At 44.3% G+C, this 23,980-nt stretch carries 28 protein-coding genes and 1 tRNA gene; 14 read left to right on the top strand and 15 right to left on the bottom strand.

Annotated elements, in window-relative coordinates:
* Positions 1-20 precede the first annotated feature (20 nt).
* From PSF11_RS14000 to PSF11_RS13965, 8 genes are all read left to right on the top strand, one after another.
* Positions 21-533: a hypothetical protein gene (locus PSF11_RS14000; protein ID WP_000542402.1), complete on the top strand. Its 513-nt coding sequence runs from the start codon at positions 21-23 to the stop codon at positions 531-533.
* Positions 533-1,180: a hypothetical protein gene (locus PSF11_RS13995; protein ID WP_004239680.1), complete on the top strand. Its 648-nt coding sequence runs from the start codon at positions 533-535 to the stop codon at positions 1,178-1,180. The genes PSF11_RS14000 and PSF11_RS13995 overlap by 1 nt, the downstream gene beginning before the upstream one ends.
* 152 nt (positions 1,181-1,332) lie before the next feature.
* A complete protein-coding gene (locus PSF11_RS13990) occupies positions 1,333-2,307 on the top strand; it encodes an ArdC family protein (protein ID WP_163769795.1) in 975 nt (324 codons plus the stop codon).
* Positions 2,308-2,316: 9 nt separating this feature from the next.
* Positions 2,317-2,616 (top strand): TA system toxin CbtA family protein, encoded by a 300-nt coding sequence (locus PSF11_RS13985; RefSeq protein WP_001038587.1) that lies wholly within the window; start codon positions 2,317-2,319, stop codon positions 2,614-2,616.
* 84 nt (positions 2,617-2,700) lie between these two features.
* Positions 2,701-3,702: a DUF1281 domain-containing protein gene (locus PSF11_RS13980; RefSeq protein WP_004245726.1), complete on the top strand. Its 1,002-nt coding sequence runs from the start codon at positions 2,701-2,703 to the stop codon at positions 3,700-3,702.
* 143 nt (positions 3,703-3,845) lie between these two features.
* Positions 3,846-4,172, top strand: a complete 327-nt coding sequence (locus PSF11_RS13975) for a hypothetical protein (protein ID WP_012368427.1) — start codon at positions 3,846-3,848, stop codon at positions 4,170-4,172.
* A 118-nt stretch (positions 4,173-4,290) separates the two neighbouring features.
* Positions 4,291-5,940 carry a TraI domain-containing protein gene (locus PSF11_RS13970; protein WP_223302950.1) on the top strand — a complete coding sequence of 550 codons (1,650 nt, stop codon included), beginning with the start codon at positions 4,291-4,293 and terminating at the stop codon, positions 5,938-5,940.
* A 15-nt stretch (positions 5,941-5,955) separates the two neighbouring features.
* Positions 5,956-7,026: a tyrosine-type recombinase/integrase gene (locus PSF11_RS13965; RefSeq protein ID WP_000654298.1), complete on the top strand. Its 1,071-nt coding sequence runs from the start codon at positions 5,956-5,958 to the stop codon at positions 7,024-7,026.
* A gap of 233 nt (positions 7,027-7,259) precedes the next feature.
* Here PSF11_RS13965 and PSF11_RS13960 read toward each other — a convergent pair.
* From PSF11_RS13960 to mutY, 4 genes are all read right to left on the bottom strand, one after another.
* Positions 7,260-7,335: transfer RNA gene (locus PSF11_RS13960), tRNA-Phe, on the bottom strand.
* Positions 7,336-7,525: 190 nt separating this feature from the next.
* Complete coding sequence (mltC, locus tag PSF11_RS13955; protein ID WP_072503005.1) at positions 7,526-8,599, bottom strand: membrane-bound lytic murein transglycosylase MltC; 1,074 nt, start codon at positions 8,597-8,599, stop codon at positions 7,526-7,528.
* 53 nt (positions 8,600-8,652) lie between these two features.
* Positions 8,653-8,922 carry an oxidative damage protection protein gene (locus tag PSF11_RS13950; RefSeq protein ID WP_004923284.1) on the bottom strand — a complete coding sequence of 90 codons (270 nt, stop codon included), beginning with the start codon at positions 8,920-8,922 and terminating at the stop codon, positions 8,653-8,655.
* The gene (gene mutY / locus PSF11_RS13945) at positions 8,922-9,986 is read right to left on the bottom strand and encodes an A/G-specific adenine glycosylase (protein WP_004923281.1); all 1,065 of its coding nucleotides are present in this window, start codon (positions 9,984-9,986) and stop codon (positions 8,922-8,924) included. Before mutY ends, PSF11_RS13950 begins: the two co-directional genes overlap by 1 nt.
* Positions 9,987-10,261: 275 nt before the next feature.
* On the opposite strand from mutY, the gene trmB reads away from it, so the two are divergent.
* The 5 genes from trmB (at position 10,262) to PSF11_RS13920 (ending at position 14,258) form a co-directional block, all read left to right on the top strand.
* The gene (gene trmB / locus PSF11_RS13940) at positions 10,262-10,981 is read left to right on the top strand and encodes a tRNA (guanosine(46)-N7)-methyltransferase TrmB (RefSeq protein ID WP_004923278.1); all 720 of its coding nucleotides are present in this window, start codon (positions 10,262-10,264) and stop codon (positions 10,979-10,981) included.
* On the top strand, positions 10,981-11,310 hold the full coding sequence (locus PSF11_RS13935; RefSeq protein WP_004923275.1) for a YggL family protein: 330 nt from the start codon (positions 10,981-10,983) through the stop codon (positions 11,308-11,310). The genes trmB and PSF11_RS13935 overlap by 1 nt, the downstream gene beginning before the upstream one ends.
* A 114-nt stretch (positions 11,311-11,424) precedes the next feature.
* Positions 11,425-12,351 (top strand): glutaminase B, encoded by a 927-nt coding sequence (gene glsB / locus PSF11_RS13930; RefSeq protein WP_072502493.1) that lies wholly within the window; start codon positions 11,425-11,427, stop codon positions 12,349-12,351.
* A 38-nt stretch (positions 12,352-12,389) separates the two neighbouring features.
* A complete protein-coding gene (locus PSF11_RS13925; protein WP_014656683.1) occupies positions 12,390-13,115 on the top strand; it encodes a DUF2884 family protein in 726 nt (241 codons plus the stop codon).
* A 192-nt stretch (positions 13,116-13,307) separates the two neighbouring features.
* Positions 13,308-14,258, top strand: a complete 951-nt coding sequence (locus PSF11_RS13920) for a siderophore ABC transporter substrate-binding protein (protein ID WP_014656682.1) — start codon at positions 13,308-13,310, stop codon at positions 14,256-14,258.
* A 115-nt stretch (positions 14,259-14,373) separates the two neighbouring features.
* Here the strand turns inward: PSF11_RS13920 and hemW are convergent, their stop codons facing one another.
* From hemW to rsmE, 9 genes are all read right to left on the bottom strand, one after another.
* Complete coding sequence (gene hemW, locus PSF11_RS13915; protein WP_004923262.1) at positions 14,374-15,513, bottom strand: radical SAM family heme chaperone HemW; 1,140 nt, start codon at positions 15,511-15,513, stop codon at positions 14,374-14,376.
* The gene (rdgB, locus tag PSF11_RS13910) at positions 15,506-16,099 is read right to left on the bottom strand and encodes an RdgB/HAM1 family non-canonical purine NTP pyrophosphatase (protein ID WP_004923259.1); all 594 of its coding nucleotides are present in this window, start codon (positions 16,097-16,099) and stop codon (positions 15,506-15,508) included. Before rdgB ends, hemW begins: the two co-directional genes overlap by 8 nt.
* Before the next feature lie 15 nt (positions 16,100-16,114).
* Positions 16,115-16,699 (bottom strand): YggT family protein, encoded by a 585-nt coding sequence (locus PSF11_RS13905; RefSeq protein WP_004923256.1) that lies wholly within the window; start codon positions 16,697-16,699, stop codon positions 16,115-16,117.
* Between the two features lie 18 nt (positions 16,700-16,717).
* Entirely contained in the window at positions 16,718-17,539 is an 822-nt protein-coding gene (proC, locus tag PSF11_RS13900) for a pyrroline-5-carboxylate reductase (protein WP_036941558.1), read from the bottom strand.
* Positions 17,540-17,549: 10 nt separating this feature from the next.
* Positions 17,550-18,245 carry a YggS family pyridoxal phosphate-dependent enzyme gene (locus tag PSF11_RS13895; protein WP_053110101.1) on the bottom strand — a complete coding sequence of 232 codons (696 nt, stop codon included), beginning with the start codon at positions 18,243-18,245 and terminating at the stop codon, positions 17,550-17,552.
* 123 nt (positions 18,246-18,368) lie between these two features.
* Complete coding sequence (gene ruvX, locus PSF11_RS13890) at positions 18,369-18,788, bottom strand: Holliday junction resolvase RuvX (protein ID WP_004923249.1); 420 nt, start codon at positions 18,786-18,788, stop codon at positions 18,369-18,371.
* Positions 18,788-19,348: a YqgE/AlgH family protein gene (locus PSF11_RS13885; protein ID WP_004923247.1), complete on the bottom strand. Its 561-nt coding sequence runs from the start codon at positions 19,346-19,348 to the stop codon at positions 18,788-18,790. The genes ruvX and PSF11_RS13885 overlap by 1 nt, the downstream gene beginning before the upstream one ends.
* A gap of 124 nt (positions 19,349-19,472) precedes the next feature.
* On the bottom strand, positions 19,473-20,420 hold the full coding sequence (gene gshB / locus PSF11_RS13880; protein WP_036941552.1) for a glutathione synthase: 948 nt from the start codon (positions 20,418-20,420) through the stop codon (positions 19,473-19,475).
* A gap of 9 nt (positions 20,421-20,429) precedes the next feature.
* Positions 20,430-21,161, bottom strand: coding sequence for a 16S rRNA (uracil(1498)-N(3))-methyltransferase (gene rsmE / locus PSF11_RS13875; protein WP_072502492.1), 732 nt, complete (start codon positions 21,159-21,161; stop codon positions 20,430-20,432).
* A gap of 480 nt (positions 21,162-21,641) precedes the next feature.
* On the opposite strand from rsmE, the gene PSF11_RS13870 reads away from it, so the two are divergent.
* On the top strand, positions 21,642-22,283 hold the full coding sequence (locus PSF11_RS13870) for a prepilin peptidase (protein WP_014656677.1): 642 nt from the start codon (positions 21,642-21,644) through the stop codon (positions 22,281-22,283).
* A 4-nt stretch (positions 22,284-22,287) separates the two neighbouring features.
* On the opposite strand, the gene PSF11_RS13865 is transcribed toward PSF11_RS13870, so the two are convergent.
* Together PSF11_RS13865 and PSF11_RS13860 are read right to left on the bottom strand one after the other, a co-directional pair.
* A complete protein-coding gene (locus tag PSF11_RS13865) occupies positions 22,288-22,932 on the bottom strand; it encodes a DsbA family protein (protein ID WP_004923238.1) in 645 nt (214 codons plus the stop codon).
* 69 nt (positions 22,933-23,001) lie between these two features.
* Entirely contained in the window at positions 23,002-23,874 is an 873-nt protein-coding gene (locus tag PSF11_RS13860; RefSeq protein ID WP_036941546.1) for an MBL fold metallo-hydrolase, read from the bottom strand.
* Positions 23,875-23,980: the final 106 nt, after the last annotated feature.

Genomic DNA, 23,980 nt, shown 5'->3' with positions numbered 1-23,980 from the left:
TCAGAATGAGGATTTATCACATGGGATATACACATTATTTTACACAAAAACAAAGCGTTGACCCCCTGATGTGGCAGAACTTCCGTGAACATCTGGACAAGCTCTATCACCACTATCTGGCCAATCCCATATCCGCAGAGCAGATTTGCGGCGGATACCCAGATAAACCTATTGTGTTGTGTGATGGCCTGGAGGAAAAACGGCTGAATGATGGCTCATTATTCACCGACGACGGTGAGGCGCTTTGTTTTAACGGTAATGCGGCTGATGACATGAATCATGAGACGTTTATTGTTCAGCGCGAAATCCCCGTAGAGGACTACTGGGATTTCTGCAAGACAGCATACAAACCCTATGACGTGTTTGTAGTCGCGGCATTACTGTTGTTGTACAACCTGTGCCCGGGATATTTTTCGGTCTCTTCTGACGGGGATATCCGGGACTGGCAGCCGGTGCTGGACTATGTCAGTCAGGTATTTCCTTATCTTATCCTGACGTTACCGGAAGGGATAGGTTTACCGGAGGCAGGATAATGGCCAGAGCCTGTACGATACGGGAACTGATAGCGGATTTATCCCGCTGCAATCCGGAGGCATTCGTCTTGTGTGAGATGTGGTTCCCCGATGATGTTACCTATGTTGATGAAACGGCTTGTCCGGCAGAGACACGGGCAACATTAACGCATGTTGCACATCATTTTGATGCGGAGCTGGGGATCAACTGGGACACGCTGGCGTGTGCGTTATCGTGTGTCAGAGATGCTGAGCAGAAGGGACTCGATATTTACTTTTATGCCAGTGAAAAGCGTGGTACAGACAAAAGCCGGATACCCGCCTCACGTTACGCAGAAGCGGACAGCGACGGCGATATTGAAGTCGGGTATTTCCGTAAGGTTAATGCGCTGTTTAAGTGGGTGCATGACCATATCGGGGCTTTTGAGAACTGTGAAAAGGTGCTGGTGACAGAGGCCCATCTGCGGGCTTTACAGCAGGACTTGCAGGCACTGACACCGGAAAACTGTCAGACACGGTTCCCGACCACTGAGGGCTTTTTCTTTGGTTCAACGGCTTATGATGAGGCGTACTGGGCTGATGTGGAAGGCGTCAGACGCTGGCTGTCAGAGATAACGGAGACGTTTGACTTTGACGCAGAGTCACTGTTTTTTGTGGCCTGGTGGTAATCAGGTAAGGTGTTTCCCCGGGAAGCACTGAACACATTTTAATCAGTGTTTCCACTGGAAACGCCGGTTGAAAATTAACCATATTGTTTTTTCACCTGATGGTGTATCTCACCGTCAGGACGGGATACACCTTTTTTATTGAGGGTATTCCGATGAAAAAATCTGACCGTAAACGCCGTCCGGCAGCGGATAAGCCGGTTCGCGATATTTATCAGGAAGTGACTGACCGTATTGTGGCCGCGCTGGAAAAAGGCACCCGTCCGTGGAAACGACCATGGCGGCCGTCGGAAGGGACAGGCACCGGTTTTCCGGTGAACGCCCTGACCGGTCATTCCTACCAGGGGATAAATGTGCTGCTGTTATGGTTGTCGGCGGCGGAGCAGGGCTTTGGTTACGATATCTGGCTGACTTACCGTCAGGCACAGCAACTGGGTGGCCATGTCCGTAAAGGCGAAATGGCGACGAATACTGTGATATTCAAACCGGTGAAGGTGCCGGCAAAAGACCGTCACGGTGAGCTGCTGCGGGGTGAACACGGTGAGGTGGTGATGACGGAGGTGCCGATGATAAAGGCGAATCCGTTATTTAACATAGCCCAGTGTGATGACCTGCCGGCGCATTTTTACGAAAACCGGCGACTACCCGGAGAGGAGACAGCAGGGATAACCCTGCCGGCCACGCACCGGGTGCTGGATATCCTGAATGCCAGCGGCGTGAAGGTGACCAGTGCGGCGCAGAACCGGGCGTATTACAGTCCGTCACAGGACCGGATTGTGATGCCGCTGTCGTCACAGTTTGACCGGAATGCCGATTACCAGGCCACCTTACTGCATGAGTTGGTGCACAGTACCGGTCATCCGTCCAGGCTGGCCCGTGAAGGCATCACCTCATCGTCCCTGAAGTTTGGTGACCCGCTGTACAGTTTTGAGGAGCTGGTTGCGGAAATGGGCAGCGCTTTTCTTTGTGCGCAGTTAAGCGTCGAGGGAGAAGTGAACCATGAAAGCTATCTTGACAGCTGGCTGCGGGTACTGAAATCGGACAAAAAAGCGTTGTTCCGGGCCGCCGGGCAGGCCCGCCAGGCCTGTGAGTTTTTACTGAATGTGGCCGCATCCCGACAGGCCGCGTAGGAGACTGCGATGAACAAAATGACCATTATCCGCTTTCAGTTACTGGTACATCAGTTACTGCAAGTGCATTACGGCATTACGCTGAGTGATACCGGATTGTCCGATGATGCTGAGGTGTCCCGGATGATTGAACTCGGGATATCGCCGGTATCGGTGGTCAACCGTCTGGTGGATAAGTACCACCTGGATAAACTGAATGCATCCTGTTATCTGCCGGCATCCCCGTATGTCAGTGACAGCGATGCCTTACTTGCACAGGCTCAGCTGAGCGGTGCCATTAACCCGGATGTCATGCCGGATAATCCTTAACGATTAACGACTGACATCTTTCCCGTGAGGGCTTGTTCCTCACGGGATAAGCCCTCTTTTTTATTCTGAAAAGAGGACATCATCATGCCAAACTGGTGCTCGAACCGACTTGACATCACCTTACACAACGCGGCGGATATGCCGGCTCTTAAACACTGGATATATGCGGATGATGGGATACCCGCCTGGCAGACGGCGATAGCACAAAGTCTGCATTTGTTGCTGGCCGGCTGCGCGGGGATACTGAAACCGGTCAGACCGCTGTCTTTTCCGCCGTTACCGGAACTGACTTCATACGGTGCAACCGGGCCTGTTTCCCCGGGAAACACGGCTTTCACGCACTGGGTTGACCTGCTGATGACTGCACCGGATTTGACACCGTCATGTTGTCAGCAAATCCATCAGTGGTATCAGATGTGGTTATCTGAAGGCGGGGCGTACCATTCCTGGGACTCGCTGACGGCGACGCAGAAAGCGAGACTGTCCCCGTTGTTATCGGGAAGCAGTTTTGACTGGCTTAACCGGTTTACCGGAGAGGATGAGAGCCGGGTGGCGACAGCCTGGGAGGATATTCAGTACCTTCGCAGTACCGGAGAAGCCATACCGATGGATATGCGGACTCTGTTACCGACCAGCCTTGCGGCTGAATTACACGGTTTTAACGGCTGTTTATGGAAAACACCGGAGGTCATCTGGCGGCAGGCGCGCTGGCAGGCGTTTGCCCCCGGTAACAGTACATATCACCTTTATCAGTGCCGTTATGGTGTGAAATGGCCGAACGGCAGTGGTTTTCACTGTATTGATGGCGGGTATGCGACGGAGTTATCCGCAGAGTTTGATACTCCGTGGGGGCCGCCGTCAGCAGCGGTTTTGTGTGCTCTGTCTGCGCGTTTCCGCTGTCAGGTCCGTCATGTCTATGCCGAAGAAGGCTGTGGTTTCTGCGGATACAGCGAGTATGACCATGGCCGGTTAACCGACCATGAATCTGATGAGATTGAGTTCAGTGATGAAGAGAATGAGGACGGTTTCCAGGATGTGACGGGACCGGACTATATTCTTGATTCATTGCCACATTATGGAGGGTGAGGTTTCCGTACTGATTTAACTGACTGAAAACCCGGTAGTGATACCGGGTTTTTTTATTTTTTTCGGAAAACTAATTTCGGCTTTTGTTTTATTCCCGCATTGTTATCGTGATGCCGTCATTGAATGAGATGGGGGAGAGTGTGATGAGATGTGAATTTGGGCAGGGTGTGAGGGAGTGGGCTCAGGATTTTTGGAATGAAATTCTGTTTCCTTTTTTTGTCACAGCCGGACTTTTGTTGCCACTGATTCTGGTTGTGGGCGTTTTCCTGGTCTGGGATGAACAGCGCCAGGCTGAGTGGGGGCGTTATTACCTGACGGAATGTCAGTTGGTGGAAAGAAACAGAAATGCGGGCTTCTGGTCAGGTCGGGAAAATATTCTGCAATGCGGAATGACCCGGGAGCATGTGAATGCGGACGCGTATGAAAAGGCCATCCGTGCCTGGCAGCAGAAACAGACAGAGACAGAATAATAAAACATTATTCATGTAATCTTCTGTTTTGTTGCCGGAATTATTTTTGTGGATGAGTTAACGTAATGAAAATAAGGTGCATTTATTATTTATTCTTATCCTGATATTAAAATAATTTATGTTTTATTTAATGTTGCGTTGTTGTTTTTACCGAATTAAAGAGGCAGTAACACCGATGTTACCGTGGTTTCGTAAATCGCTTTCCCGGAAAGCGGAAGAGAAAACATTGCGTGTTTCCCCGGGAAACACGCAGGAAAGGCCATTATTTATCCGTGACAGTGACGGCTTTTATTTACCGCAGGCAGCTGACGTATTGCTGACCACACCGCAGCGGCAAAACTGGTTACAGCAAATCAGCCGGGTGGTAGCGTTACCGGATAACCAGTACCGGGCACTTTGCCTGTCTCCTTTGCAGACGCTGGCAGAACGACTTCAGTGTGTGCCGGCATCAAAAACCGGGAAATATGCCGGCGAAGGGGGATTGCTGGATTTAACGCTGAATACGACAGCCTGGTGTATGCGGATGTCCCAGAAAGAGATGCTGCCCCGCGGGCTTCCGTCGGAAGAGCAGAGCCGTCAGTTCAGCGCCTGGAATGTGTGTGTTTTTTATACCGGACTGTTTTACTGGTTACCGTTAACGGCACAGTTTGAGGGACAACTGAACAGCCTGTCGGCGTGGCAGCCGGGGATGAGTGCGCCCACCGTACCGTATCGTTTTCGCTTTCATGAGCCGGTGCCGGATATGACGCATTTTCGCCGGACGACGGGGGCCATGATGGCTTTCCGGCTATTACCGGAGAAGGTAATCCACTGGTTGTCGGGTACACCAAAGGCGCTTCAGGCGTTGTCTGACGTGGTGACCGAGCCGGTAAACGGTGATAATGATTTACAGCGTGTGCTGAATGAGGCTCTGGCTGCGTTCCCCGCCGGTGCATTGCCGGCATTTTCTTCCGTTGTTTCTATGTCAGCGCCTGATGCTTCGTCTTCAGTGCTATCAGGGCAGCCGGAGAATGATATCGCGTCATTGGCGCCTGCTGAATTGGCGCAAAAGCCACAACCTGAAACTCCGTCTGTAACATCTGTATTGCCTCCGGAGTCTGTTACTTCAGAAAAAACAGAGAACGGAATTCACTGCGATATACCGCTAATGGTAGTTGCAGAAGCAGAAGGTGCGGTTGTCCATGGGGCACTTGATTCTGCTGATGAAAAAACTGTCTCAGATATGTCTCCTCCGTTATCTGAGGATATGAAATATGCACTTGAATTATCAGGTTTAATGCCGGAAATCTTATCTGATACTCAGACGGGCAATCGTGATGAGAAGGATGAACAGCGCGAAAACTGTCTGAGTATAAAAAATGAAGGAGAGGCTTTCTGGGCGTGGTTTAAGTCCGGATTATTGGGCGGAAAACTGGCAATAAATACGCCGGATGCGAAGGTTCACTGTGTCATGGAGTATTTGTTTTGCCAGAGTCCGGCTGTTTTTTATCAGTACATACAGGAGGCGGGTAAAAATCCGGATGATATCGGCCATATTATTTCTTCTTTTGAATCCCTTAAATTGCACCGGATTATTCGTCATGATACCCGACAAACAGGGCATTTCAGGGCTCGAATTTATGGTGAAAAACTGAATCCGCTGAGTGATAACAAAACATTAATTACGTTATCCCATAAAAAAATCAATGGTTACATGATTAAAGGACGTCAGATTTTTGGCATGAATATGCCGGAGGAATCATTGTTTATTCGTATTGTCGGAAGTTAAAAGCAGGAGGTGTTTATGAAAGATAATCACAGTTCTGATGAACATCAGCAGAAAGTGGATGTATGGGAGCAAATGCTGAGTAATTACTTTTACAATAAAGTATTACGGCCGGATACGGAGAAAACATACCGTAAGATGGTACGTCTTTTTCTGCGTTATTGCGGAGTTTGTGAAAATGCGTTACCGCTACCGGATGAAGTGACACATGAGCATGTGCTGAGATGGCGAAGAAATGAGCTGAATATTCAGAAAGTCCGGGAACGGACATGGAACACAAAAACCAGGCATATGCAGTCTCTGTATAATTATTGGATCAAAAAAGGGATTGTTTCACTTAAAGAAAACCCGTTCTCAGAAACACAAATTGAACCGGGTGAAAAACAGAAAAAAGTCTATACACAATCACAACTGAGAACGATTTATCGTATTCTGGAACAATTTCAGCAACAGGAAAATATGCTGCCACCTGATCAGGCTCACTTTCAGGCATGTGCGGTTTATCCCACTCGATTCTGGTTTGCTGTGCTGGAAACGCTGAGGCTGACGGCTATTCGTTTTAACCAGCTGATTAACCTGCATATTGGCGATCTGGATTTTGAGGAGTGTACGATCACATTGCGCAGTGAAAGCAGTAAAAATCACCGGGAATATCAGATTGCTTTTGTTCAGCCACTACGTTGTTTACTGGCGCCCTTGGTTGAGGAAATGCGTTGTCACGGGGCGGATAAAAACGATATTTTGTTTGATGTTCATCGTCTTTATCATAAACGACTATCCCGCTCTGAAACTCCACTCAGTCAGACGATACGTTCTTTTTTCCGTCGTTTATCAAAGGAATGTGGATTTCATGTCAGTCCCCATCGTTTCAGACATACACTGGCGACGACATTAATGAAACATCCTGAACGTAATATGCAATTGACGAAACAGATGTTAGGACACCGTAGTCTCTCTTCAACTATGGAATATATTGCTCTGGATGCATACAGTACAGTCAGGATCTTGGAGAATGAGTTAGGTGAGTTTTTAACAATGGGATTAGGTGGTGAACTTACAAGGCTAGCATCAAAAAGACAGAGGATGTGATATAAATAAAAAATATTTACACAAAGTTGACTATTTTATCAACTTTGTGTATAAGCTGGATTTGATTGAGAAGGGTGTTCTAGGAAAACACCCTTACTTGATAAATCATTGTCAACCACGTGAGAAGTCATGAACGTGATTACAACTGAAATTCAAGTTTTAACCGAGCGTTGGAGATCTCACTTCCAGCGACCGTGCTAGGGAAACGGTTACACCATTTCCGAAAGGAAAGATGGTGCCCGGACTCGGAATCGAACCAAGGACACGGGGATTTTCAATCCCCTGCTCTACCGACTGAGCTATCCGGGCAACGAGGCGTATTAAACCTGATTTCACAGTTGGAGTCAAGGAACATTCGAAAAACTTTATTTCGTATGCGCTTTTTTTCAACAGGTTAGCTGATTATTGAACAGTAAGGCTAATAAAAAGACGATAAAATAAAAAACACTCGCCAGTTATATACTGAAACGAGTGCTTTTTGTACTAATATTAATCGCCTTTAGAGACGGTAATTCTTCTGAGCCTTATCGACTTTTATCAGATAATTACGCGATTCGGCAGCAGGATGCTTTGTTGATAGCGTTTGATAAACTTCGCCAGGGGCGAGCTGATTGATCTTCTGTGCAGCTACTTTTTTATCGCTGTGGAAGACTCTAAGGACGCTACCAGCACCACCGTTATAAGCGGTTATTACGGCATAACGGCGTGACACTGGGTTTTGAATATCACCTAAATAGCTATTTTGTAAAATTGCCAAATAAGCAGTTCCCGTATCAATATTTTTTTCCGGATCGAAAAGGTAACTACGGCTCGGAACCCCTGACTTACCTTGCGAACGGAAAACATCTTTACCCGCGGTATTTGGCATGATTTGCATCAAGCCTAACGCATCGGAACGACTTACCGCGTAAGGGTTAAAGCTCGATTCGATTTGCATAATGGCTAAAATAAGTGACTCATCAACCCCATATTTAGCCGATGCCTTCCTGATAAAAGGAAGGTACTTATGAGCGCGTTTATCAAGGTGGTTAGGAACCAGTTGCATGGTCACAGACCAAATGACATTCATACCTGATTGCCGGCGCTGCAACTTATTATTAACAAGGTATTCAGCGTATTTATTTGCGCGCCATTCCCAACGAATGGGTTCACCTGTGTTATCTAATACCTGCCCAAATAGAAAAGGCTCTTGGCTGTGAGGTATATCATTAATATCAGAATACAAATCGATAGAATTTGGGTCATCACCCATTAATAGGGTAGTGATGATAGCCTTTTTCAAATGTTCTGAAGGCTCTACGGCGGAGATGGTTTCTACTGTAATCGTCCCAGCATCAAAGTTGATATGACTACGGGTACGATACTCATCGGTATACTTAACATAATCTTTAGGGCCTGCAATGAGAACTTCTTTGATCCCCCAGATATTTTCGATATTGTGGGCAAATTGCCCCATAAGGATCTCGAACCCATTGGTGTCTTTCACATAGTTAGGATTAAAATCAGACTCTTTATTGCTGGAGCAGGAGATAAGAAGAGGCACCAGCAGCGTTAAGGCTAACAGTTTTTTCATACATTCCACAGTATTCAAGCTCATGGTCTACCTAAGATAGGTAGACCAATCAATTATTTTTCAGGTGTGTAGCCGTCGATATGAATATCGTGTCCCTCAAATAGGAACTTAACCATTTCTTGCTCTAGCATTTTACGGTCATCAGGGTTCATGGTATTGAGCTTTTTCTCATTAATCAGCATGGTTTGTTTTGCCATCCACTGACCCCAAGCCTCTTTCGAAATCTCATTAAAAATGCGCTTTCCTAGCTCACCCGGATAGAGCTGAAAATCTTGCCCCTCAGCGTCACGTTGTAAAAAAGTACAAAAAATTGTTCTACTCATTATTTTTTCCTCAGAATATCAGGCGGCACGGCAAGCTGTTGAAGTAAGCTTTCAACCGGCGCAGCGAGGCCGATTGTTGCACCGAGATTTAAGTTATACCAAAGTCCTTTACCTTCATCCATGGCTGAAGTAAATGCCTGAATATTAACTTTAACAGGAATAATATCCAGATGAAAATGGCTGAATGTGTGGCGAAACGCAATTAATTGTTCTGGCGTATCATGTTGAATACCGGATTGAGAAAGCCACGCATTCATTTGCTCTTGGGTTTCAAATTGAGGGAAGGCAAATAGCCCTCCCCAAATACCTGAAGGTGGTCGCTGTTCAAGCCAAACGAGATCGCCTTGCTGCATAATTAGAAACCAAGCTGTCTTTTCAGGGATCTTTTGTTTCGGCTTTTTACCGGGGTAATCCTGCCATGAGTGGTTAGCATAGGCTATGCAACCTAAATGCAGGGGGCAAAGTTCGCATTTCGGTTTACTACGGGTGCATACCATAGCACCTAAATCCATCATAGCCTGATTAAAGAACTGGACGCCTTCTTTAGGGGTAACCTCAGTACTGATATCCCATAAGCGATTTTCGACCTCTTTTTTCCCTGGCCATCCTTCGATGGCATAGCAGCGAGCGAGCACGCGTTTAACATTACCATCTAATATTGGATAGTGCTGTTGTTGTGATAACGACAAAATAGCGCCTGCTGTAGAGCGACCAACACCAGGAAGGGCCACAACATCATCGAATGTAGTTGGAAACTGCCCATTGAAACGTTCTGCTATGACTTTTGCGGCCTTATGCAAATTGCGAGCGCGTGCGTAATAGCCCAGCCCCGTCCATAGATGTAATACTTCATCTAAGGGGGCATTCGCGAGGTCTTTTACATCGGGAAAACGGCGAATAAATTTTTCGAAATAGGGAATAACCGTACTGACTTGGGTTTGTTGTAGCATGACTTCCGAGAGCCAGACATGGTATGACGTTTTTTCTTTTTGCCACGGCAAAGTTTTCCGGCCATATTGGTGATACCAATTAAGCACGGCGAGCGAAAATTGTTGAGCTTCCATTGAGTATATTATTTTTATCGGTAATTCTATTAAAATCAGAGATAGTCAGGATTGCAACATAGACCGGACAAGCTGTAAACCGCTTATTGTGTGCTGGAGTGTAAAGTTATCCAATTTTCACCTGCAACCTTGGATGAGTTTTGATAAACTCCCTGCACTTTCATGTGAAGTTTGTATTATTAATCGTTTTACTAACTTGTTGAAAATAGTCGGCAAGGGTAGTCATTTTCGCTTATTTACTTGATTAGGCAATCAATTCGTAGAATTTTTATATTATGATCAATAACGTCATCTCCCCAGAATATAATGAAGAAGGGCGGGTTATGCGCCGCGTTCGCAGCTTTGTCCGTCGTCAAGGACGTTTGACGCAACGCCAAGAAGATGCGCTACAAAGTGAATGGGCAACGATGGGGATCGATTTTGTTGCACAGCCTTTAGATTTTGCCGCAATTTTTAATAACCAAAATCCTGTTGTACTTGAGATAGGGTTTGGTATGGGGGCCTCTTTAGTCACAATGGCCTCACAAAATCCTGAAAAAAACTTTCTAGGAATTGAAGTCCATGCGCCTGGTGTTGGAGCATGCCTTGCTTCCGCAAAAGAAGAAAATGTGACAAATTTACGTGTCATGTGTCATGACGCAATTGAAGTGTTGGACCGTATGATCCCCGATGAAAGTTTATCTATGGTTCAGCTATTTTTCCCAGATCCATGGCATAAGGCAAAACATAACAAGCGCCGTATTGTGCAAGGGCCTTTTGCCGATAAAATTCGCGCTAAACTGGTGAAGGGCGGTGTTTTTCATATGGCGACGGATTGGGAGCCATATGCGGAACATATGTTGGAAGTGATGAGCCATGCAGATGGGTATAAAAACTTATCTGCATCAGGGGATTATGTACCTCGGCCTGAAACACGACCTGAAACAAAATTTGAAAAACGCGGCCAGCGGTTGGGGCACGGTGTATGGGATTTAATGTTTGAGAGGACAAAATAATGGCTAAGCAACAACGCAGTCGTCGTTTACGTAAAAAACTACGTATTGATGAATTCCAAGAGTTAGGGTTCATTGTAAAATGGAGCTTTGAAGAAGGTACGCCTATCGAAGAAGTCGATCGTACCGTTGATGCATTGATTGCTGAAGCAATTGAACCTAATGGCTTAGCGTTTGAAGCAAGTGGTTATATGAGCTGGGAAGGTATTGTTTGCCTGCAAAAAATCGGTAAATGTACTGAAGAACACCGTACCATTGTCGAAAACTGGCTAAAATCAAAAGGCATGAAAGATATCGTTGTTTCAGAGCTATTTGATGTTTGGTGGGAATAATTTCTTAAGTCGGTAATCGATTTATTGGGTTTCTTATTTGTTTTACGAACTCTAATGGTCATTACGACCAAAGGCATCCTTTTAGGATGCCTTTGTTTTCTGGAGTGAAGTACAGTGAGCCGTCTATTTTCTAATCAACTACTGAACGATATCTTAGACCAAGTACGGCCTTTAATTGGTCAAGGCGCGGTCGCAGATTATATTCCTGCTCTCGCGAATGTCCCTCCTCATCAATTGGGGATTGCGGTGCATACTGCTGACGGTGAAATTTTTATGGCGGGAGATGCTCAGACACGTTTTTCTATCCAATCAATTTCAAAAGTACTGAGCCTGACTTTAGCGATGACGCGTTATGAAGAAGATGAAATTTGGCGACGCGTCGGGAAAGAGCCATCAGGATTACCATTTAACTCCTTGATCCAGCTTGAAATGGAAAAAGGTATTCCGCGTAACCCTTTTATTAATGCGGGAGCGATTGTGATTACAGATATGCTGCAATCACGTTTAAGTGCGCCCAAGCAACGCATGCTAGAGTTTGTCCGAAAACTTGCTTGCGAGCCAGATATTAGCTACGACATTGCGGTTGCGCGTTCGGAACTTGAACATGCCAGCCGTAATGCCGCCATTGCCTTTTTGATGAAATCATTTGGTAATTTTGAGAATAATGTCCTTACAGTTCTCGAAACTTACTTTCATTATTGTTCTCTAAGTATGAACTGTGTAGAGCTGGCACGCTGCTTCTCTTACTTAACATCACAAGGGATGTCATCTTGCTCTATCGACCCTATTATTACGCCACTACAGTCGCGGCAAATTAATGCCTTAATGATGACTTGTGGGATGTATGATGGTTCTGGTGAATTTGCCTTTCGTATTGGCATGCCAGGGAAATCGGGTGTTGGTGGTGGGATCGTTTGTGTCGTACCGAACCAGTTTTCTGTTGCGGTATGGGCACCTGAATTAGATACGGCGGGGAACTCGCTGGTGGGTTGCGCAGCTCTTGAATTATTATCAAAACGCATTGGTCGTTCGGTGTTTTAGATATCATCAATCGGTAAAACGATCTAATAGGAGTTACTATGTTACGCCGTACTTTAATTGTTCTTTCTTTATTGGCTAGTGCAGGCACTCAGGCCGCAGATTATAAATGTTCAGTGACGCCTAAAGACGATATCTTTCTGACCCCAGCAAGTGTTCAAGTGGTTGGGCGCAGTGGCGACTTGAATATTACGCCTAATGGTGATGTGACTCTTAATGGCAAAAAAATTGAGGTAACCGAGCAGCAAAGGCAGCAAGCTGTTCGTTATCAAGCCGCTATCCGTAATGATATTCCATGGATCAAATTGGAAACCCAAAATAAATTATCGGCCTCGAAAAATACCCTTGATAAAGTGGTGATCCGAGTAATCGGTAATGATAGCAATGTACGTAAACGCTTAACGAAGTTAGAAAGTGACCTTAATGGTCAGATCAATCAAGTCATAGAGACACGCCCTGATGGTTATGCTTTCCATCACCAAGCAATGAGCAAAGTTGAAACGCAAGGGCGTCAATTGGTCAATGAGAGTCTAGGTGGCATATTACAGGACAGTATTAATGAAATGGGGCGTAAGCAACTGCTCTCTGGCGGTGATAGCAGTAAAGCGCTGCAAGGTCTTTTAGGGAATTTAGGTGGGCTTCAGCAAGACCTCGAAGCTGAGTGGAAAAAACAAGAAAATAGCTTCCAACAGTTTGGTCAACAAGTGTGTGGTAAAGTGACTTCCCTTGAACAGCAACGTATTTCATTAATGAATTCACTGAAGTAAGAGATATTCTCTTCTTTTTTAAGAGGCAGAGGCCTATTTTGGGCTCTGCCTCTTTGTTATTTAGCACAGCAAAAATGTGATGTTTTTATCAATAATAATAATCAAAATGAAATTGATTCTTATTTGATTGACTTATTAATGGCTCACTCTAGAATGCAAGTTTGGTTTAGTGACTAACTGGTATTGTTTAATATGAAAAAATTCATTCCTGCTGTACTTGTTTCCTTACTCTCTTTTTCCGCGCCATATGCACTGAGTGCTGAATCAGCGGCATTTACCCCTAACGCCGTCATTGCACAAGGCACTGAAAAAGTGAATATCAAACATTTGTCAGGTGAGACTGAAGTGAATAAGGCTCCACAGAAAGTGGTTTTATTCGACTTTGGTGTTTATGATTCAATGCAAAAATTAGGGCTTGGCGATAAGGTCGTTGCGCTGCCAATGGGCAATGCGCCTGCTTACATTAAAGGCAATATTGCTGCTAATGTGCAAAATGCAGGTGGAATGAAACAGCCTGATCTTGCAAAAATTGCAGAATTAAAGCCTGATCTGATCGTGATCACTGGTCGCCAAGGTAAGTCTTATGATGAACTATCTAAAATTGCTCCAACCATTAATTTAGGTACAAATAGCCAGCATTACATTGATTCAGTGAAAGCGAATATCAATTTAATCGGTGAGCTGTATGGCAATCAAAAATCGGTAGAAGAGCAACTGGCTCAGTTGGATAAATCTATTGCGGTAGCCCAAGAAAAAGCGAAAAAATCACAGTCTAAAGTGTTAGTTCTGCTGCATAACGATGGCAAATTGATCCCAAATAACCAAAGTGTTGTTTATGATGTTGTTAAAGCACAACGCGCAGAGTTACCAGAGCCAGCAGAAGCGGATAAGTCTAAGCGCCGTGTCGTTGATACGAAAACCATCGCACAGGCAGATCCCGATGTGATTTTAATCGTGGATCGCAGTGAAGCGATCGGGGCAGGTAAGCTGGATAAAACCGTTTTCGAAGATCAAAATATTCAAGAAACGAAAGCCTACAAAAATGGCAAAATCACATACTTGCAGTCTGATTTATGGTATTTGTCAGGTGGTGGTTTAGTGAGCCTAACAGAACAAGTTGATGCAGTCGCTAAAGCACTATAAGTGATCTAAAAAAGCCCGCACCAGTTAAAAGCGCCCAATTTTATGAGCGCACTTTAATCTGCGGGCTTTTGTGATTTATGGGGCGGGATAGGGATATTTTTATTGCGAAAACAAATTACTCTTCATCAAGAAAAAGCTCTAGCAATGAGTTTAAGAATAATTTGCCATGTTTGGTAATTTGCCACTCATGCTCATTTTCAGTGATATAGCCTTTATTTAGCGCTTCATTAAGTGAGTCTCTTACCACCGATTCAGGCAAGCCCGTATAGTCACTAAATTCTTTTCGGGGCATTGGCTCCAATAACCGAAAGCGGTTCATAAAATATTCGAACGGCCTATCTTGGGCATCGACATCGTAAGATTTTTGCAAATAGCGCCCCTCCATATAACCACGAGGATGCTTAGTCTTGATGGTACGCATAATACGTCCATCAGTGAATGAGATCTTACCATGAGCGCCACAGCCGATACCGAGATAATCACCAAAACGCCAATAGTTGAGGTTATGTTCACATTGAAAACCAGGCTTAGCATAAGCCGATGTTTCATATTGCTGATAACCTGCCGCAGTGAGCAGCTTATGCCCTTCGGAATAAATTTCCCATAATGTATCATCATCGGGCAGGGTCGGAGGGCGCGAGCCAAATTGTGTATTAGGCTCGATAGTCAATTGATACCAAGATAAATGGGGAGGGGAAAGCGCAATTGCTTGGCGCAAGTCAGATAACCCTTCATCACGAGTTTGTGAAGGCAAGCCATGCATCAAGTCTAAGTTAAAACTACGTAAATTAAGCTGTGTCGCAAGCTTCGCAGCCCGTTTCGCCTCTTCAGCGCCGTGGATGCGGCCAAGAGTAATCAATTTGTCATCGCCAAAGCTCTGTACACCAATAGAGATCCGGTTAATCCCTGCTTTTTGGTAGCCTGAAAAACGATCGGCTTCCACAGTACCCGGGTTAGCTTCCATCGTGATTTCAGCTTGTGGGTCAAGATGAACTCGTTGACGTACACCATCCATCAGCGCTTGCATGGATTCCGCACTTAATAAGCTTGGTGTACCTCCACCAATAAATAGTGTTTTGATGGCGCGATCACCGATGAATTTCGCATCAATCTCTAAGTCGTGCAACAGGTGCTCAACATACTCTCGCTGGGGGATATCACCTTTAAGAGTATGCGAATTGAAATCACAATATGGGCACTTTTGTACACACCAAGGAATATGGATATATAGGCTTAGAGGTGGCAACTTAAGCATTCTTGAGTGCATCCAATAGCATTGCTAAGGCTTTGCCTCGATGTGAAATCGCTTGTTTTTCTGATTTCGTCAGCTCAGCAGAGGTACAATTCAGTTCTGGCACATAAAAAATAGGATCATAACCAAAACCGCCTTGCCCACTTGGTTCATGAGTGATGATGCCATGCCAGCGTCCATGGAAAACCAAAGGTGTTGGGTCTTCTGCATGGCGTAAGTAAACCAACACACAGTTAAATTGTGCCTGACGTTCCCCATCAGGCACCGATTTCATCGCATCGAGTAATTTATGCAGGTTTTGTTCATCCGTTGCTTCTTCACCAGCATAGCGAGCGGAATAGATCCCCGGAGCACCACCGAGTGCGTCAACGGAGATCCCAGAGTCATCCGCAATAGCAGGGAGACCAGTTTGCTGAGAAGCATGGCGAGCTTTTAAAATCGCATTTTCGATAAATGTTAATCCTGTTTCCTCGGCAGACTCAACGCCGAGAGAAGTTTGGGCTACGATATCCATCCCAAAATCACGTAACAGGTCAGCAAGTTCATTGACTTTTCCCGGATTACCGGTAGCTAAAACAACCTTTTGCATTTTTAATCGCTCTTATTACATTACGCCAACAGCGTAGAGAATGCCTGTTAATGTTGGATCAATCATCAGTGAAATATCAGAACGTAGATAATTCAGCGCAATTAAGATGAACATGACAATCATTGCTGAGAAATCAAGCCCACCCATAGCAGGGATAATGCGACGGATTGGCGCCATTAATGGTTCTGTTAATTGATATAACAAATAGTCGACAGGATTACGGCCTTGGCTAATCCAGCTCATGATCGCTCTAATCAATATCATCCAGAAAATTAATTTTCCGGCATAGGTTAGTAACAGAATAATACTGATTGGAATAACACTAAAACTGAGAAGGGCCAATGTATGGGTGATCCATAAGCTAAAGACAATAGCAACAAGTGATAAGATAAATGCGATAGTAACTGTTGCTGTATCAATAGGCCCGATAGAAGGGATAACACGGCGTAATGGTGTAATAACAGGTTTCGTGGCTTTTACCACGAACACGGAGAAGGGGTTATAGTAATCTGCACGTACCCACTGCATCCAGACTCGTAGCAGTAAGATAAAAATATAAAGTTGAATAATGGTTGTAACAACAAAAAGTAAAGTCTGCATGTCTCGTCCCGCTGTTAATTAAAAAAGTTTTTCCATCTCTTCTGCCCGAGTGATAGCACGTTGCATCGCTTTTGCTACCATTTGCGGAAGACCACTATCGTAAAATTGCGCTAATGCCATCGCTGTCGTTCCTCCCTTAGAAGTCACTTGTTCGCGCAATGTGGAAAATGGGGTGTCGCCTTGTGATTTCGACAACGCAACAGCACCTTCCGCGGCATTTAAGACCAATTGACGGGCTTGATCGGGCGTATAGCCTAGTTTTTCGGCTTCTTGCTGCATGGATTCCATAAATAAGAAGAAGTAAGCAGGAGAGCTTCCAGTAATTGCAATAATATTATTGATCTCTTGCTCTTTTTCGCACCAAATTGTCGAGCCAACACTTTGCATCAATTGCTCTGCAAATTGTTTGTCTTCGGCGTTAATACTCTCTTCTGCGAATAAACCACTCACGCCTTTACCGACGAGTGATGGCGTATTTGGCATGATACGAACCAACTGCAATGGTTGGGCTAAATAATCGGCATAGCGGTGAGCGGGGATACCCGCAGCAATGGTCAATACCAGTTTTTTACTGAAATCCACGGCATGCTGTAAAGGCTGACACACCTCTTCCATCATTTGTGGTTTTACAGCAAGTACAATCACATCGGCGTGTTGCACAGCGGATACATTATCACTACTGCTGATAACGCCATATTGTTCGGCGATTTTTTCTCGGCGAACAGGGGTTGGCGAACAGACGGTGATCATTGAGGCGGGGTAACCGTGGCTAACAAGCCCTGCAATAATAGCATGGGCCATATTTCCGGCACCTATAAATGCAATTTTGCGATGTTGCATGTTGTACTCCTTATGATTTGTGATAGTCACGGGCACCAAAAATAGCCGTTCCGATACGAACGAGGGTCGACCCACAATGAATGGCAGCAGCCATATCATCGGTCATCCCCATAGATAGGGTGTCGACGCTAGGGTAGTGTGTTTGTAACTGTTGATAGGCTTGCTCCATTTTGCGAAAAGCTTCGCATTGGCGCTGGTAGTCGCTTTCCGGTGCTGGAATGGTCATCAAACCACGAAAAACTAGGTTAGGCATTTGGCTAACTTGTTTTGCTAGCTCATCAAGCTCTTCAAGTTTTATGCCTGACTTACTGTTTTCATCACTGATATTTATTTGGATCAGCACATTTAGCGGTGCTTTGTTGCTTGGACGCTGATCATTTAGACGTTGGGCGATTTTTTGCCGATCCAGCGTATGGAACCAGTCAAAATACTCGGCGACAAGACGGCTTTTGTTTGATTGTAATGGGCCAATAAAATGCCAAACCAGATCTTGTCTATCCGCGAAAAACTGAATTTTCTCAACGCCTTCCTGAACATAATTTTCACCGAATTGACGCTGTCCAGCCTCGATAGCCTCCAAGATAGCGTCACAAGGTTTGGTTTTACTAACTGCAAGTAGAGTGATGTCCTGTGCAGAGCGATGACATTCTGCTGCCGCTCGTTCAATACGCGCTTTTACATCAGAGATATTACGTTGAATGGTCATTATTCTGTTCAATTACGTTAGGTGGATAATCATAATGCCCATAGTGTAAAGCATATTGCTTGATAACGGCACCTTTGCATGTGTAGATTAAAAAAAATTACATTTCGGAAAACATTGTGCGGCTTAAAGGTGTTGCTCAAACCAACTTTCTAAGATCACGACAGCAGATGCTGAGTCTACTTTGCCTTTACTCAGTGCTCGGTAACCACCACGCTCAAATAATTCTGCTTTTGCGGCAACCGTGGATAGGCGTTCATCGTGTAGCTCGACTTTGACACCAAATCGCCCATGGATACGATTAGCAAAGTTACGCGCTTGGCTGGTGACAAGTTGTTCAGTGCCATCCATATTTAAAGGAAGGCCAACAATGACCAATTGAGGTTGCCACTCTTTTAGCAACTTTTCGATCTGTTGCCAATCAGGGCGGCCATCATTGGCTTTCAGTGAGGCGAGGGAGCGGGCTGTTCCTGTGATTTCTTGGCCAACAGCAACACCAATACTTTTCGTACCAAAATCAAATGCAAGAAGGGTTCTGCTAGACATCACGCGTGCCCCGCCTGCATGGAAATTGTATGGATATTCACGCCTAGAAGGTTAGCAGCAGCTTGCCAGCGATCTTTAATAGGGGTATCAAACACTAACTCTGGTGTGGCTTCTACCGTCAACCAACTATTTTCCATAATTTCATTTTCGAGTTGACCGGGCTCCCAGCTTGCATATCCCAGAGCGACTAATGATTGCATAGGCTGCTGGTCCTTGCCGAGTGTTTCTAAGATATCTTTAGAGGTCGTTACCATCATGTCATCATTGAGATGCAGACTTGAAGCAAAGCCTTTAATCGGCGTATGGAGGATAAAACCATGCTCTTCAGCAACAGGGCCACCAGCAATCACTGGTTTAGCAAGGTTGCTGGTATTGGTTGTTGAAACCGCTATCTCTAATTTCTCGAGCATGGTACTCACAGAAAAATCATCAATAGGTTTATTGATAACGATCCCCATAGCGCCTTTTTCATTGTGTTCACACACATAAACAACAGACTGCTCAAAATAGGGATCAGTAAGAGATGGCATTGCTATCAAAAAATGATTTTGTAAATTCATAATTTTTAGGCTCAGTGTAGTAAGTAACCTATTTTAATGATAAGAATTGCCTTTAAAGGTTGAGAAAAGGCACTTTAATGAGCCTTTTCTCATTACCAATACGCTATTTTTAGCGCTGAAGGCACTATTTTTTTATATCGCGCTCAATGGCATCCATCAACATACCCGTGATAGAAATATCGTAAGCGGCTTCAATTTCGCGGGCACAAGTTGGGCTAGTGACATTAATTTCAGTCAAACGATCGCCTATAATATCAAGCCCAACAAAGTATAAGCCTTTTGCTTTTAAAGTTGGGGCAACGGCGCGGGCAATTTCCCAATCGCTTTCACTTAATGGGCGAGCTTCTCCGCGACCACCTGCCGCCAAATTACCACGGGTTTCCCCCTGTGCTGGGATACGAGCTAGACAGTAAGGCACAGGCTCACCATCAACGACCAGTACACGTTTGTCACCATCTTTAATTGCTGGCAAATAGTTTTGTGCCATGCAGTAACGGCTAGCATGCTCGGTGAGCGTTTCGATAATAACCCCAACGTTAGGGTCGTCTTGCTTCAAACGGAAAATAGACGCTCCGCCCATTCCATCAAGTGGTTTAAAAATCACATCGCCATGCTTTTGGTGGAACTCACGTAGCTGTTTAGCGCTGCGCGTGACTAATGTGTGTGGCGTTAATTCAGGGAACCACGCTGTAAACAGTTTTTCATTGCAGTCGCGTAAACTTTGTGGCTTGTTGACGATCAGTGCGCCAGCCTGCTCAGCTCTTTCAAGAATATAAGTTGCATAGATAAACTCAGTGTCGAAAGGGGGATCTTTACGCATTAAAATAGCGTCAAGATCACCGAGCGCGATATCTTGCTCAGATTTGAACTCATACCATTTGTTTGGGTTTTCTTCGACAGTGACGACTTTTGTCGTTGCGCGAGCTTCACCTTGATACAGATAGAGATCATTCATCTCCATATAATGGATTTCATAACCACGACGTTGAGCTTCCAGCATCATAGCAAAACTAGTATCTTTCTTGATTTTAATGGATGAAATAGGATCCATTACTATACCGAGCTTGATCATTTTTTCTCCTTAACCTAGATCACCTAGGCGCACTTGCAGTGCGGTGATTGCAGTTAGCGCAGTCGTTTCTGTTCTTAACACTCTTGGCCCTAACAGAATATCAGTAAATTGATAATTAGCTGTCATGGCGATTTCTTCTTCACTTAGCCCACCTTCGGGGCCGATTAATAGCCGAACTTTATTTAATTCGGCAGGTAATGTATTGATACTTTGTGTTGCTCGTGGGTGTAAGTTGACCTTAAATGCCCCATCCTCCTCAGCACACCATGCTTCGAGTGACTGTACAGGACGAATTTGTGGGATCCGATTACGACCACACTGCTCACACGCAGCAATGGCAATCTTTTGCCATTGTTGTCGTTTTTTCTCTAACCTTTCTGAATCTAAACGAACACCACAGCGCTCAGAGAGTAAAGGGGTGATTGTATTAACACCTAGTTCCACCGATTTTTGGATAGTAAACTCCATTTTTTCACCACGCGACATGACTTGCCCAAGGTGTAAATCTAATGGCGATTCTCTATCATCAACATGGCTATCGATAATATTGACGGAGACTTTCTTTTTTGTCGCCTCTGATATTTCAGCGCAAAACACCTGATTACTGCCGTCAAATAATTCCAGTTTTTGGCCCGCAGTCATGCGAAGCACTCGCCCCACATGGTTGGCTGCATCATCGCCAAGAGCGATTGTAGTGTTAATTTGTAGTGGCTCAGGGTGATAAATGCGTGGAATGCGCATACAGTTTCCTTAAAAAGAACAAGGTTAAAAAAGAGCAATAGCAGATCAAAAATATGGGGATGCAATCGCCAAAATCAAGAGCTAGCTCAATTTTATAGTGGTTTATGGTTTTTTTGTAGTCTAGCCTGTGTGGTATTGGTGTGATGAATGATAATATATTATCAAATACGACAAAAAATCATCGCGGTTAAAACGATAAATTGTGTCGGAATTACTGTGTAGGGAAATAAATAGAGGTACGGTATATTTGTATATAACTCCATAATGGAATAAGGAGAATATATGATATTACCGATTGAAAGGATCTATCATAAAATTATCCATCATCTCTCTTTTTTATCTTTTAGTGATCTTAATAATTTTATTACTTCAACTTTTCCAATGCTAACAGTATGCCGAGGCAACTTAAGTTCAGGAAATGTAACTATCGATAATTCATACTGTTTTTTGGGGGATGTATGTGGCTATAGGCTATTACTTATGGCTTTTATCATTGTTATATCAGCGAAAATTTCACAGTTGATGTTACAACATATTCCTAAAAAATATTTAAATAAAGATGGGATAAGGATAGGTTATAAATGGCTGGTACTTATTTATTTTCCTTTATTAATATTTAATTTTTCATTAAATGATGAATTAATTATTGTTATTTTATTTAGTATTTTCTTCAATTTAATAGTTTGTCTATTTATTATTGATATGAAAATAGGCTATTTACCAGACATACTTGTTTACCCATTATTATGGGTAGGGTTAGTGTATCAAGTGTGCTCTGAGCAAGGTAATGTGGTTTCGGCTATCTATGCGGTGATCACCAGTTACCTTTCCATCATGCTGTTAACGGTAATTATGGAGAAGATCCGCCAATCCCCGCAAATGGGGCGAGGGGATTTTAAACTGATTGCCGCGTGTGCAGCTTGGATCGGGCTTATGAATTTACCTCAGTTTTTTGCGCTAGCGGCGGGCATTGGCGGGCTTCACTATTGGGCCATTTATTTACGTCATCGGCACAAAGCTATCGCCCGTATCCCCTTTGGCCCAGCTATCATTTTGAGTGCAACTTATTGGTTATTTGCGCCATTGGTGTGTTTAGTGATGTTCAATGGCGCGATGTCGTAGCGCATCATTGATTGGCTGCTACTAGTGAATCCAAAAATTGTTGCCATTTTTGAGGATCACCTAAATAGTTTTGTAACGGTACGCGCAGCCACTTATGCTGCTGTTTTATGAGTAAGGTCGGGAAGCCGGAAGATCCGGATTGAGCCAGTAGCTGGCGGCTATAGTGAATATGGTGTTCAAGGTTATTCCCTCCTTGTTCGGCATAATCAAACTGGTATTGCTCGCTATCTAACCCGATTTCTTGTGCGATCGCTAATAAGACATTTGGGTTGCTGATATGACGACCAGAGACGTAATGAGCATGCTGAACTGCTTTTAACATCGCTAATGCTTTTTGTTGCTTTTCAGAAGCAAGAATGGCTTGTAAAGGTGGTGCTGAATCAAGAACAAGATTTGGCTCATCCAGCATTTTTAAATAGTCATCACCAAAAATTTGCCCTGTCATGGCGGCAATGCGTTTATCGGATTGTTTGATGTGCTCACGGAATTGATTATCCATATGAAGGCGTGATGCGCCTGCCAGCATGCCTCCGCCATGTAATTCTAACACAATGTCAGGGTGAGAATTGGCAATTTCAATCAATGGTGAAGCACCGTAACACCAGCCACATAAAGGGTCATAAATGTAATGTAAGGTGATTTTATTCATGATAGCTCCTTAACTATTCAGTGATTCAATTAGCCTATCCATTATAGAGATAGGCTAATTGAGATTATTTTATTGTGGCCACTGCATTTCGCCTTTAATGACTTTGGCACTTAGTTCTAAGCTCGATTTATCATCAAGATGAGGGTAAGCCTTCTCCATTTTGCTCGTAAGCTCTTTGGCATCCTTACTTTGTTCAGCCATGGCCTCAAAGGTATTCAAGTAATTTTGAGTAAAGGTAACAGAGCTAAGATCCATTTTTGATTTGCCAGTAAAGTGCCCAGGTACAACGGTTTTAGGTTGTAAAGCTTGAATGCTTTCTAAAGTTTGTTGCCAGTGTTGTCGCGATGATTGAGTTTGAGTATCTGCAATCCAAACATGGATATTATCAGAGACAACGACTCCCCCAACGACAGCTTTCAATGATGGAACCCAAACATAAGTACGCTCTGGAGCTGGACCATCACTTCCTTTAATAAAGAGAGTTTCACCATCGACAGTAAAACTATTGCCTTGTATCACATCGGGTACGATAAGTGTTGTTGGCGCTTCGTTTTTAAGCACTTCACCCCAATATGCCAACTTGCCATCTTTCGATGCTTTGATAGCTTCAACGGTTTCTTTCGTCGCTATCACCTTAGCTTTAGGAAATGCTTTCGTGATCGTATCTAATCCAAAATAATAATCGGGATCAGAATGGCTGATATAAATGGTTGTTAGGGTTTTATTGAGCGCTTTTATCTTTTTCACTAAGGCCTGTGCATCATTTTTTTGAAACTGTGCATCGATCAGCACAACTTCTTTATCACCGCTGATAATTTCAGAGGAAACGGGAAATACACTGTTATTTCCTGGGTTATAGATATCTAATTTAAGCTCTGCTGCATGGGCAAATGTAGCGCTCATTGCAAGTAAAGTGGCGGCGGCGATAGCATGTTGTTTCATCATTAACTCCTAATTGTTAGCCATATTTTAAAAACCTCGTTAAGTTGGGTGTATATTAAATTGCAATAATGATGAGAAAAACGCCATAATTAGCAAATGTTTGTTG

Source organism: Providencia sp. PROV119 (assembly GCF_028482435.1).
Classification (GTDB): Bacteria; Pseudomonadota; Gammaproteobacteria; order Enterobacterales; family Enterobacteriaceae; genus Providencia; species Providencia stuartii.
Note: the sequence above shows the minus strand (reverse complement) of the source record. Positions and strands in the feature narration are given on the sequence as shown.